The organism is Cellulosimicrobium composti, from assembly GCF_010287905.1.
GTDB classification, from domain to species: domain Bacteria; phylum Actinomycetota; class Actinomycetes; order Actinomycetales; family Cellulomonadaceae; genus Cellulosimicrobium; species Cellulosimicrobium composti.
Genome location: NZ_JAAFAN010000035.1, coordinates 32584 through 45398, shown reverse-complemented (window position 1 = coordinate 45398; position 12815 = coordinate 32584). Strand labels below are relative to the sequence as shown.

The following is a 12815-nucleotide window of genomic DNA, read 5'->3' as shown; positions in this document are numbered from 1 at the left end:
CCGGGGGGCCGGGGGGGCGGGCCCCCCCCCCCCCGGCCGGCCGGGGGGGCCCGGCCCCGGGGCGCCCGGGGCCCGGCCCCCCCCGGGGGGGGGGCCCCCCGGGCCCGGCGGCGGGGGCAGCACCGCCCCCGCCGCCGGGACGCGTCAGGAGCAGTCGGTCCCGTCGAACGCGTGCGTCGTGGTGACGCCGCCCGCGGTCACGGTCGCCTCGCCGGCGTCGACCGTCGCGGCACGGACGGCGAACGCCTGGTAGAGGCTCGCGCCGGGCCGGACGGCGTCGGCCGCGCGCGTCCCGTACGGGGTTGCGAGCTCCACGGGCACCGCCGCGTCGGACGTGTTGGTCGCCCGGACCGCGACGTAGGCCGTGCCCGCGAGGCACCGCGCCTGGACGGTGACCTCGACCGGGCCGGCCGGGTCACCGGCCGGCGCCGCGAGCGGCGACACGATGATGCGGTCGACGATCGGCGCCTGCTCGGAGCGCAGGAGGATCCCGGACCACACGTCGGACGCGTAGGTCTCGCCGTCGAAGTTCGGGGCCTCGGACGAGGACAGCTCGACGGTGTTCTCCCCCGCCTCGAGCACGACGGGCACCGTCCGCTCCCAGAAGTTGTTCTGGTGGAAGGTGTGCGGGAAGAGCACCGAGCCGGCCGCCGTGCCGTTGACCGTCAGGTCCGCCCGGCGCGCGACGGGGTCGGGGTTGTAGTGCGAGGCGACCGACTGCTCGGGGTTCGAGTACCGGACGACCATCGCGTAGGTCCCGGCCTCGGCCACGGTGACGTCGAAGGTCAGCGTGTTGCCGTTGCCGGGCTCGCCTCCGACGCCCTGCACCGCGACACCGCCCTCGGCGAGCGACAGCTCGACCGGGGCCGCGGTGCCGACGAGCCGGGCGTCCTCCGCTTGGTACTCGGTCGTCGGCAGGACGCCCTGCCCCGGGCCGACCGTGAGCCGGTCGACCACGAGCGGGGTCGCCCCGCCCGTGACGGTCACCTTGTTCACGCCGCCGTACAGGTGCGCGGCGACCTGGCGGCCGTCGGACAGGTCGAGCACGTCGTGCCCGTTGACCGTGAGCGTGCCGTCGCCGCCCGCGAGGAGGTCGACGTCGAGCGTCGCCTCCGCGTCGCTCGCGCCGTACACCCAGAACGTGACGGTCTCGCCCTCCGCGAGCTCGACGCCGCCGGAGCCGGAGATCTCGTCGCTCGCCACGCCGTCGGGCGCGGTGTACACGGGCTCGCCGCCCTCGGACCGGGCGAGCTCCGCCTCGTAGACGGACGTCGCGGCGCCGGGGTCCGCGAGGGACAGCGTGATGCGGTCGACGATCGCGTCACCCTGCGTCGCGCCGGCGCCCTCGGTGCTCTGCGCGGCGAGCGAGACGGTGTGCGTCCCGGCCGTGAGCTCGACCGTCGTGTCGGCGTGGTCCCACACGACCCACTTGTAGCCGAGCGGGAGGTGGATCTCCTGCTCCTGCTCGCCGTCGACCCGCACGAACACGTTCGTCGGACCCTGCTCCTGCACGAGCCCGTAGGTGTTGAGGCTGTTCGCGAAGACCGAGAGGTCGTAGGTGCCGTCCTGCGGGACGGTGACCTCGAAGTCGAGCACGACGTCCGAGCCGGTGCGCAGGCCGCCGACGTCGTAGCCGCCCGACGTGTAGAACTTGCCGACGTCCGCGGGCGAGCCCTCGGGGCCGTTGACGCTGTGGCCGGTGCCGGAGTGCGCGGCGTCCTCGGCCTCGTAGCTGCCCTCCCACACGGTGGGCGCGGTGGTCGTGGAGCGACCGGCACCGGCCGGCGTCACGACGATCTCGTACGCCGACGACTCCTTGAGCACGGGGAGCGTCTCGCCGTCGAACTCGACGACGACCGTCCCGTCGACCACGGGGAGCGTGAGCTCGGCGAGGTGGCGCGGCTGCGCGGAGTCGCCGATCTGCCCGGTCCACGGGATCTCGCGGACGAACGCGCGCACCTCGTCGCCGAACACGTCGTCGGGGACGTTCACGAGCTCGACCGGCGCGGGACCGTCGGCACCGCCGAGGAGCGTCCGCGCGACGGCGCGGTCCTCGTCGAGGGTCGCGAGGCCCTGGAGCGTGTAGTTCTCACCGGGGAACGGCGGCGTCACCTCGACGGTGTGCCCGCTCATCGCGGCGTAGGCGTTCAGCAGCCACCACTGCCCGTTGCCGCGGTCGGACTGGACGGCCGAGTCGGAGAGGTTGCCGTCGATGTTCCAGTAGGCGATGTCCGCGTCGACCTTGGCGTCCTCGATCGCGGAGACCCACTGGACCATCTGCCCGGGGACGGAGGTGTGGTAGTTGAACGCGTACTCGTTGATGTTGATCGGCAGCTGCGTGCCCTCGAGGTCCGTGCCCGCGAAGACCTCCGCCTCCCAGCCGCGGTACCGCGCGACGGACTCACGGATCGCCTGCGGGTGGGAGAGCTCGTGCCACGTCATGACGTCGGGCACGGTCCCGGCGGCGACGGTGTGCTCGAGGTAGTCGCGGACCTGGCCGTACAGGATGCTCGTGTTGGGGCCCGCGATGCGGGCGTCCGGCATCTTGCCCTTGATGAGCGCGTACGTCTCGTCCCAGGCGGCGAAGTAGTCGGTCGGGTCGTCGAGCCAGCTCACGCCGTCGTAGCTCCACTCCCCGGTGCCGAACATGTTGCCCTCGGGCTCGTTGAACGGCACGAGCACGACGTTGTCCTGGTACTCCTCGGGCAGCTGGAGCACCTGGTCGACCTGCGTGCCGATCTTGTCGAGGTAGGTGCCGAACCTCTCCTCGGGCGTGTCGCCCGGCCACTGGTACGGGAACCCGCGGTGGATGTCCGTCATGTAGACGTACACGTCGCCGTCCGTGGCGTCGGCGAGCGGCCGGACGACCTCCAGCGCGTCCGCGCCCGGGTGCTGCGGGCCGTCCTGCGCCTTGGTGGAGACCGTGCGCAGGCTCATCCCCTCGATGAGGTTGTCCGACGGGAGGCCGGGACCGTAGAGCCCGTAGAGCGTCCCGGACGCACCGCCGAGGAACTCGCCCGTGTCCGTGCCGAGGTCGACGCGCAGCTCGCCGCGGTGCACCGTGACCTCGGCGGAGACGGCGAGGCCCGCGGCGTCGCCCGACACGGTGAAGGTCCCGGTCGACGCGTACTGCTCGGGCGCGACCTCGTCCCACGTCACGCTGACGTCGCGGTCGTAGCCGTCGGAGAACGACCCGCGGACGACCGCGGGGAGGTCGGGCGCGACGCCGAGCGTCGTGCGGACCTCGATCTCGTCGTCGGCCAGTCCCGTGAGGGTCGGCACGTCGTCGCCGACGAGCTCCGCGACCTGCTCCGCGCTCAGCGCGGACCGGTAGACCCGGAAGTCGTCGACCGCGCCGTCGAACAGGGGGTCGGGGTAGAAGGAGCGGCCGATGTACCCGGCGGTCGTGGCGCCCGACGTGAGCAGGTCGCGCGCCACGATCGTCGTCGGCGCCGACCCGACGGCGACGCCGTCGAGGTACGTGGTGACCCGGCCTGCCGTGGTGTCGAGCGTGGTGGTCAGCGTGACCCAGTCGCCCGCCTCGAGCGGCCCGTGGCCGGTGACCAGCGCCTCCCCGCCGCCGCCGTTCGTCGTGACCGCGGTGCGCAGCCGACCGTCGCCGTTCGACGGCGTGGTGAACAGGTAGCGCGAGGTGTTCGTGCCGAGGTCGAAGACGCGCTGCCAGGCGCCGCCCGTCCCGTCCCAGCGCACGCGTGCGGAGACGGTGAGGTCGGTCGCGCCGTCGATCGCGCCGCGCGGCAGGGTCACGTAGCCGCCGCCGGTGCCGCCCGCGAGGTCGAGGGCGGCGTCGCCGTCGACGTCGACGACCGAGGCGTTGCCCGCGATGGTCCCGTCGAGGCCGTTGCCGGACGCGTCGGGGACCGTCGTCCCCGTGACGTCGTCCATCGTGTAGTGCAGGTCGGGTGCGGGCGTGTCGGCCGCGGCGGGCAGGGCGAGCGCCCCGCCGACCGTCCCGGCCGTGAGCGCCAGGGTCGTGGACAGCGCGACCGCCGTCCGCCGCGGCGTGCGCCGCGACGATGTCGTGCTCTTCATCGAGTACCTCTCTCGTCTGGTGCGCCGCGCGGCGCACGCTCGGACGTCGTCGTTCGAGCTCGTGCCCTTCCGGGCGTCCCTCCTCTCGTGCGGGTCGTGCGGGTCGTGCTCGCGGCGTCGTTGCCGCTCGTCTCGTGTGTGCCGTGGGTGGTGAGGCACCGGGCGCCCGGTGCGGTCGAACCGGTTCGACGACCGGCCTGTCCCGGGCACGGGGTGGGGCGCGCGGCACCGCGCGCCCCACCGCGTCAGGGAACGGGTGCGCCCGGCGGGACCGCGCCCGTGGTGCGGCCGACGACGTGGTCCAGCGCGCCGTCGCGCAGGAAGACGGGGACGACGTCGAGCGGCGCCTGCGCGCGGACCGTCCGGCCGCCGTCGTGCACCTCGCCGGTCGCCGCGTCGGTCCACCGCGCGCCCGCGGGCAGCCAGACGTCGCGCTCGCGCGCCCCGGCCTCCAGGACCGGCGCCACGAGGACGTCCGGGCCGAGGAGGAACTGGTCGTCCACGTCCCACGCGCGCGGGTCGTCCGGGAAGTCGTGGAAGAGCCCGCGCATGACGGGCTGGCCGTCCGTGTGCGCGGCGCGCATCACGTCGCGCAGGTACGGGCGCAGCGCCTCGCGCAGGTGCACGTAGCGCTCCAGCACGCGGTACACGTCCTCGCCGAAGCTCCACAGCTCGTTGGGCCCGCCCGAGCGCAGGCGGGGCGAGCCGTCCGCGGCGGTCACGTCCTCGTACGGCAGGCGGTCGCCGTGCAGGCGCATCACCGGGCTGAACGCGCCGAGCTGGAACCAGCGCACGAGGAGCTCGTGGAACGCCGGGTCGGCGACGTCGCCGCGGTGGAACCCGCCGATGTCCGTGGTGAACCACGGGATGCCCGCGACCCCCATGTGGATGCCCGCGGTGACCTGGCGGGCCATGTCCTGCCACGTCGAGCTGATGTCTCCGGACCACACGAGCGCGCCGTACCGCTGGCTGCCCGCCCACGCGCACCGCACGAGGTTGACCACCTCCTCCTCGCCGTCCGCGCGCTGCCCGTCCCAGAACGCGCGCGCGTAGAGCTGCGGGTACAGGTTGCCGACCCGCAGGTTCGACCCGAGGTGGTAGCGGTAGGCGTCGAAGTCGTAGACCCCGTACTCCGGCTCGGCCTCGTCGAGCCAGAACGTGCGCACCCCGAGGCTGCCGTAGTTGCGACGGCACGTCTCCCACAGCCAGCGCCGGGCCTCGGGGTTCGTCACGTCGAGGAACGCGCTCGGCCCCTGGAACGCCATCTGCACGTCGAGACCGCGCTCGGCGCGCACGAGGAGGTTCTCGCGCCGCAGGTGGGAGTAGTTCTCCGACTCGACCGAGACCTGGGGCCAGACGGAGACCATGAGCTCGACGCCGAGCTCGCGCAGCTCGGCGACGAGCCCCGCCGGGTCGGGCCAGAACTCCTCCTCGAACCGGTAGTCGCCCATGCGCGGCCAGTGGAAGAAGTCGGCGACGATCACGTCGAGCGGCAGACCGCGCCGGCGGTGCTCGCGCGCGACGTCGAGGAGCTGGTCCGCGTTCCAGTACCGCAGCTTGCACTGCCAGAACCCGAGCCCCCGCTCCGGCATCATCGGCGCGTGCCCGGTCGCGTCGGCGTACGCGCGCGTGATCTGCGCGGGCGTGTCGCCGGCCGTCACCCAGTAGTCGAGCTGGCGCGTCGCCTCCGCGTGCCACTCGGTGCGGTTGCGCGCGAACGTGGCCCGGCCGATCGCCGGGTCGTTCCACAGGAACCCGTACCCGGCGCTCGACAGCACGAACGGCACGCTCGCCTGGGAGTTGCGGTGCGCGAGCTCGAACGTCGACCCCTTGAGGTCGAGGACGTGCTGCTGGTACTGCCCCATCCCGTAGAGCTTCTCGTCGGGGTCCGACTCGAACGACGCCGTGAGCTCGAGGTCGCCGCCGAGGCGCGGGCGGAACCGGCGCGCCTGGAGGTCGAGCGAGCCGCCCCGGTCGAGCTCGCGCAGGAGCTGGCGGCCCTCGCGGTCGTAGAACGCGACCTCGCAGTGCGAGCGCTCGTACCCCACGGGCTCGTGGAACCACGTCGTGACGCGGAGCTCGACGCGCAGCGCGCCCGTGACGAGGGTCGCGCCGTCGGCGCGCAGCTCGACGCGCGCGTCGGGCGCGGGCGGGACCTGCTCGCGCGGCAGGAGCGCGTGCTCGCTGTCCACGACGTCCCCCATGAGGGTCGCGCGGACGCGCACGGCGTCGGGCCCCCACGGCTCGACGACGAGCGTCTCGCCGCCGCCGCGCCACTCCAGGCGCGTGCCGTCGGCCCGCACGGGGCTCTCGGTCGGGTGATCGGTGGTCACCGGGTCTCCTTCGACAGGTGGGTGGTTCGAGTCAGAGGGTGGGGAGGAACACGCGCATGGTCGACGGCCCGCGCTCGGCCCACCGGTGGTAGGGCACGAGCACGAGGTCGACCTCGTCGCGCGGCGCCGGGGTGGGCGGGGCGCTCGGGTACGGCAGGGACGACCGGTCGGTGCGGTGCGCGACCACGGTGGCGCGCACGACGGCGCCGTCCTCGTGCGGGCGCGGAGCGACGCCGGGGTCGACGCGCACGTCGTCGACGGTCACGCCCGCGGGCAGGTCGACGGACTCGAGGCACAGCACGACCGGCCCGCGCTCGACGGCGACGCAGCCCCGGACGGCGTCGATCCGCGGGTCGGGCCACGTGAGCCGCGGCGCGACCGGGAGGTCGAGCACGACGACGTCCCCCGCGCCCAGCGCACCCCGCACCTCGGCCCAGCCCGGGGCGACGAGCCGCGCGACGCCGTCGGGACCGGTGAGCGTCGCGCCGTGCGCCCAGGACGGCACGCGCAGGCGCAGCGCGACCTCGCGCCCGGGGGCGTCGAGGACCTCGACGCGCACGACGCCGTCGGCCGGGTACTCGGTCGTCACGCGCACGGCGAGCCGTCCGCCCGCGTCGAGCGCGACGTCCACGTCGCACGCGGCGTGCTGGAGCAGGGACAGCTCGTCACCGTCGACGGACGCGACGTACGCCTGCCACGACGCGAGGGTGCGCGCGACGTTCGTCGGGCAGCACGACACGTCGAACCAGGGCGCGCGGACCCCGCCCTCGGCCCGCGGGTTCTCCGCGTCCGCGGCGACGTCCTGCCCCGCGACGCGCTGCTGCAGCGGGTTGGCGTAGAAGAACGCGCGGCCGTCGGCCCGCGGGGACGTGGCCACGACGTTGAGGTAGGTGCGCTCCATGAGGTCCGCGTACCGCACGTCGCCCGTCGCGAGGTAGAGCCGCCACGAGACCATGGCCGAGGCGATCCCCGCGCACGTCTCGCAGTACGCGCGGTCCGCGGGCAGCTCCCAGTCGTCGCCGAACCCCTCGTCCTGGTGCCGCGAGCCCATGCCGCCCGTGAGGTAGGTGCGCCGCTCGACGGTGCGCTCCCACTGCCGCACGACCGCGCCGAGCAACTCGTCGTCGCCCGTGTCCACCGCGACGTCGACCGCGCCCGCGGCGAGGTAGAGGGCGCGCACGGCGTGCCCGCGCCACACGTCGGCCTCGCGCACCGGGACGTCGTCCTGGAAGTACGCGGGGCTCAGGAGCGGGATCGGGGCGAGCGTGCCGTGGCCGCGACGCTCCACGAAGACGCGCGCCTGCTCGGTGTAGCGCGGCTCGCCGAGCGCGCGGCCGAGCTCCGCGAGGCCCACCTCGATCTCCGGGTGCCCGCAGATGCCGGCACGCCCGTCCGGGCCGAACTCGCGGCACACGAGATCCGCCGCGCGCCGCGCGACCTGCACCAGCAGGTCCTCTCCCGCGGTGCGCACGCGCGCGACGGCCGCCTGGAGCAGGTGGCCCACGCAGTACAGCTCGTGCCCGCGCTCGAGGTCCGTCCAGCGACCCGGCTGGCCGGCGTGGCCGAAGCACGTGTTGAGGTAGCCGTCGTCGTCCTGCGCGGCGGCGACCCGCTCGACGAGCCGGTCGTACCGCGCCGCGAGCGCCGCCTCGTCGGAGCGCGCGAGCTCCCACGCCATCGCCTCGAGCAGCTTGTAGACCTCCGAGTCGGAGAACTGCCACCCCGGCCGGTGGCCGCCCGTCGTGCCGTGCGCGACGGCGTCGAAGCTCGCGATCCAGCCGAGCCGCTCCATCCACTGCTCGCAGTGGTCGATGGTCGCGCGGGCGTTGGTCTCCTGCAGGTCGCCCCAGAAGCCGCCGTCGAGCCGGACCTCGCCGACGCCGAGCCCGCGGCGTCCGCGCGTCGGCGGCTGGACGGGGCGCGCCGCGGGGTCGGCGAGGAGCGCGGTCCCGCCCGGGCGGGCGACGGCGGTGGCGGTCGTGGTGGAGCGGTCTGTCACGGTCGGTCCTTCTGACGAGGTGCGGGGGCTGCGGGGCGGGACGGATCAGTCCTTGACGGCCCCGGCGGTGACGCCCGCGGCGACGAAGCGCTGCGCGAGCACGAGGAGCACGGCGGCGGGCACGGACGCGACGACGGCGGTCGCCATGATGGCGTTCCACTGGGTCGTGTTGTTCCCGATGTAGCTGTAGATGCCGAGCGTGATCGGCACGAGGCTGCCGTTCCGGTTGAGCGTCGACGCGAAGATGAAGTCGGACCACGCCCACAGGAACGCGAAGAGCGCGACGGTCACGGTGGAGTTGCGGCTCACGGGCAGCACGACCGAGACGAACGTGCGCCAGGGGCCCGCGCCGTCGACGCGCGCGGCCTGGAGGAGCTCGCGCGGGATGCCGGACATGAACGCGGTGTACAGGAGCACGCCGAACGGGACGGCGATCGTCGAGTCGGCGACGATGAGGCCGCCGACCGTGTTGAGCAGCCCGAGCCGCACGTAGATGGCGTAGAACCCCATCGCCATGACGACGGCCGGGATCATCTGCGCGACGAGCAGCAGGAAGCTCAGGGTCTTGCCGCCGCGGAGGTTGAGCAGCGCGAGCGCGTACCCGGCGGGCGCGGCGATCGCGACGGTGAGGACGACGCACCCCGCCCCGACGAGCAGGCTCGTGCCGAGCGCGGGGAGCTGCTGCGCGAGGACGGCCTCGTAGCCCTCGAGCGTCGGGGCCCAGGGGAACCAGTGCGGCGGGTCGGCGCGCAGGTCCCTCGTGCGGGTGAGGGAGACGTTCACCATCCAGTAGACGGGGAACAGCATGAGGGCGGTGAAGACGACGCCGAGGACGGTCTTCCACCACGGGCGGGTCGCGGTCATGACGCCTCCTGACGGCGCTGGAGCTGCAGGTGCAGGAACCCGAAGACGAGCGCGACGAGGATGAGGATGTTGCCGACGGCGGCGGCGGGCGAGAAGTCGGGCTGCCCGGTGCCGAACGCCTCGCGGTAGGACCACACGGCGAACGTCGTGGACGCGTTGCCCGGGCCGCCCGTCGTCATGATCCAGATGACGTCGACGACCTTGAGCGTGTAGATGAGCCCGAGCAGGATCGTGATCGCGGAGACGGGCCGCAGGAGGGGCAGCGTGATGCTGCGGAACTGGCGCCACGCGCCCGCGCCGTCGAGCGACGCCGCCTCGTAGACCTCGCCCGGGACGTTCTGCAGCCCGGAGTAGAGGATCACGAGGTTGAACGGGATGCCGAGCCAGATGTTGGCGATCGTCACGGCGATCAGCGCGGTGTCGGGCGACGTGAGCCAGTTGATCTGTCCGATCCCGAACGACTCGAGCACCGAGTTGACGATGCCGTTGTCGCTGTTGAGCATCCACGCCCACGTGGACGACGACACGATGAGGGGCAGCAGCCACGGCACGAGGAACAGCGCGCGCAGGAAGCCCGACAGCCGGAAGCTCGACCGGAAGAAGACCGCGAGCGCGAGGCCGATCGTGAACTGGAACGCGATCGACACGACCGTGAAGAACGCGGTGTTCCACAGCGCCGCGGGGAACGTCGACGACGCGAACACCGCCGCGAAGTTGTCGAGGCCCACGAACTCCGGGTCGCCCTGGACGAACGCGCGGATCGTGTAGTCGTGCAGGCTGAGGTCGACGTTGCGCCACAGCGGGTACGCGTAGAAGAGCACCAGGTACACGAGCAGCGGGGCGGCGAAGCCCACGGCGGCCCACTGGCTCGCGCTCGGTCCCCGTCGGCGGCGCGGCCCCGAGGGGGCGGCGGGCGTGCTGCCCGCCGCTCCCCCGGCGTCCTCGCGCGTCCCGACGGCGGTCGGGAGGGTGGTCATGGTCATCCTTCGTCAGTCCTGTGATCGTTCACATGCGACGTGCGTCGCACATGGTCAGCTCGTCGCGGCCTCGGCGTCGGCCTGCGCGGCCGAGAGCGCCTCCTGCGGCGTCGCGGAGCCGGACAGCGCGTTCTGGACCGCGGTCCACAGCGCCTCGGAGATCTTCGGGTAGTCAGTCCCGAGGTTGTCGCTCGTGCGGCCCTTCGCGCTGCGCACGGCCTCGACCCACGTCTCGAGCTCGGGCGACTCCGCGAGGAGCTGCTCCTGGCCCTCCTCCGTCGGCGGCACGTAGTACGCGAACGTGTTCGCCGTCTCGACGAAGCCCTCGGGCGTCGTCATGCACTCGACGATCTGGCGCGTCACCTCGTAGCGGCCCTCGTCGGACTGCACGGGCGCGACGATGAACTCGCCGCCCGTGGGCGCGGGCGCGACGCCGCCGTCCTTCGCGGGGAGCTGCACGACGCCCGTCTCGAAGTCCGCCTCGGCGGCGCTGTTGACCTGCCACGTGCCGTTCTCCACGAACGCGAAGTCCCCGGTGAGGAACTCCTCCCACGTCGTGTTCTGCGAGTTCTGGATGACCGAGTTCGGCGCGTAGCCCGCGTCGAGCCAGCCCTTCCACAGCTCGAGCGCCTCGACGGCCTCGGGCGAGTCGAGCTGGGTGAGGTCGGCGCCCGCGCCCCAGAACCACGGCAGGAACTGGAACGAGCCCTCCTCGGTGCCGATGCCCGCGAACGTGATGCCCTTGTGCCCGGCACCCGTCACGGCCTCGAGCGCGGCGGTGAGCGACGCCCAGTCGGTGATCGACGCGGGGTCGACGCCCGCGGCGTCGAGGATCTCCTTGTTGTAGTAGAGCGCGAGCGTGTTGGCCCCGATGGGGATGCCGTACGTCTCGCCGTCCACCACGCCGGCGTCGAGCAGGTTCGCGTCCACGTCGGCCGTGTCGAGGCCGAACTCGTCCATCGTGGTGAGCATGCCGGTGTCGGCGAGCGTCGAGACGGCCGGGTTGTCGAGCAGGATGACGTCGGGCGACGTGCCCTCCTGCGCCGACAGCAGCGCCTGGTTCGTCAGCGCCGTCGTGTCGTACGCGGTGCGCTGGATGGTGACGCCGGCCTCCTCGCCGCACTGCTGGACGCGCGCCTCCCAGTCGGACGACGCGTCGTGCTGCGGGTACGGGTCCCACCACGTGTAGGTGGTGCTGTCCCCGCCGGACGCCTGCCCGCCCCCGGCCCCACCGGACGAGCACGCCCCGACGAGGGCGAGGGTCGCGGTGCCGAGGACGGCGGTCACCAGGGTGACCGGCTTGCGGCGCGTGTGGTGCATCTCGGGTTCCTCCTTGAACGAGTCGGTCGACGACGCCGACGACCTCCTTGCGTCCGCGCCCGCCGTCGGTCGGCGGGGCGGTCGGGGCCTAGGCCCCGGTGCGCCGGGGCGCCCCCGTGCTTCCCCGGTCGACGAGCTCTGGCGAGACGAACCGCACGACGTGCGGCTCGTCGGCCCCGACCTCCCCCTCGATGCGCCGCACGAGCTGGCGCACGGCCATGCGGCCCAGGCGGTCCGGCGCGGACTCGACCGAGGAGAAGGGCAGGGAGAACGTGCGGGCGAACTCGTCCGAGTAGCGCCCGACGACGGACAGGTCCCGCGGCGCGGACAGGCCGCGGTCGTGCAGGACGGTGGGCAGGGCGGCCGCTGCCGCCTCGTTGTTGATGACCAGGCCGGTGGCCCGCGGGTGCGCGTCGAGCAGCGCGTGGAGCTCACGGCCGACCTCGGGCTGGCCCGACGACGCGTACGTGGCGTGCAGGACGACGCCGCGCGCCCGCGCGGCCTCGACCGCGGCGTTCTGGAGGCGCCACACGTACGCGCCACCGCGCTCGACGACGTGCTCGGGCTGCGAGACGAGCACGACCTCGCGGTGCCCGAGGCGGTGGAGGTGGTCGACCATGAGGCGGCCGGCCTCCTCGAAGTCGAGGTCGAACACGTCGACGCCCGTGCAGTCCGCGGGCAGGCCGACGAGTGCGCCCGGCTGGGGCGCGGCCCGCAGGATCGGCAGGCGCTCGTCGTGCTCGGCGACGTTGAGCAGGACGACGCCGTCGACCATGCGCGAGTCCGTCATGCGGCGCAGCGCGCGGGTCCCGTCGGCGTCGGTGGCGAGCAGGATGTCGTAGCCGTGCTCGCGCGCGGTGTCGGAGACGCCGAGCATGTACTGGAGCATCGCGGGCGCGAACTCGTCCGGGAGGAACTGCGCGAGGAGCCCGATGACCATCGTGCGCGTCGTGGCGAGCGCGCGCGCCCCGGCGTTGGGCGTGTACCCGAGCGTCCGGACGGCGTCCTCGACGCGACGGCGCACGTCCGCCGAGATCGCCCTCTTCCCCGAGAGCGCGTACGACGCCGTGCTGCGCGAGACCCCCGCGACCCGGGCGACGTCTCCGATGGTGGCCACTGTGCCTCCTCTGGTCGAACCGGTTCGACAGTAGCGCGAGCGTCAACATCCGCGCAAGCCCAAGTTCTTGGCGTGTTTCCGCGGCACGAGCGCCCGATCGTCGAACCGATTCGCCCGTCACCGGGGTGGACGGGCCCGTCAGCGTGCAGGCG

The 12815-nt window shown here is 73.6% G+C and carries 7 protein-coding genes; all 7 read right to left on the bottom strand.

All coding sequences use genetic code 11. The features are described from left to right. Nucleotides 1-144 precede the first annotated feature (144 nt). Nucleotides 145-4053 (bottom strand): LamG-like jellyroll fold domain-containing protein, encoded by a 3909-nt coding sequence (locus tag GYH36_RS11530; protein ID WP_162289908.1) that lies wholly within the window; start codon nucleotides 4051-4053, stop codon nucleotides 145-147. 245 nt (nucleotides 4054-4298) lie between these two features. After that, nucleotides 4299-6386: a glycoside hydrolase family 31 protein gene (locus GYH36_RS11525; RefSeq protein WP_312028603.1), complete on the bottom strand. Its 2088-nt coding sequence runs from the start codon at nucleotides 6384-6386 to the stop codon at nucleotides 4299-4301. A 31-nt stretch (nucleotides 6387-6417) separates the two neighbouring features. Next, complete coding sequence (locus GYH36_RS11520; RefSeq protein ID WP_024841017.1) at nucleotides 6418-8385, bottom strand: glycoside hydrolase family 127 protein; 1968 nt, start codon at nucleotides 8383-8385, stop codon at nucleotides 6418-6420. 45 nt (nucleotides 8386-8430) lie between these two features. Then, nucleotides 8431-9249 carry a carbohydrate ABC transporter permease gene (locus tag GYH36_RS11515; RefSeq protein ID WP_024841016.1) on the bottom strand — a complete coding sequence of 273 codons (819 nt, stop codon included), beginning with the start codon at nucleotides 9247-9249 and terminating at the stop codon, nucleotides 8431-8433. Further along, nucleotides 9246-10226: a carbohydrate ABC transporter permease gene (locus GYH36_RS11510; RefSeq protein WP_024841015.1), complete on the bottom strand. Its 981-nt coding sequence runs from the start codon at nucleotides 10224-10226 to the stop codon at nucleotides 9246-9248. Before GYH36_RS11510 ends, GYH36_RS11515 begins: the two co-directional genes overlap by 4 nt. A 54-nt stretch (nucleotides 10227-10280) precedes the next feature. Continuing rightward, on the bottom strand, nucleotides 10281-11546 hold the full coding sequence (locus GYH36_RS11505; RefSeq protein ID WP_162289907.1) for a sugar ABC transporter substrate-binding protein: 1266 nt from the start codon (nucleotides 11544-11546) through the stop codon (nucleotides 10281-10283). Between the two features lie 88 nt (nucleotides 11547-11634). Continuing rightward, nucleotides 11635-12663, bottom strand: coding sequence for a LacI family DNA-binding transcriptional regulator (locus GYH36_RS11500; protein WP_162289906.1), 1029 nt, complete (start codon nucleotides 12661-12663; stop codon nucleotides 11635-11637). Between the last annotated feature and the right edge of the window lie 152 nt (nucleotides 12664-12815).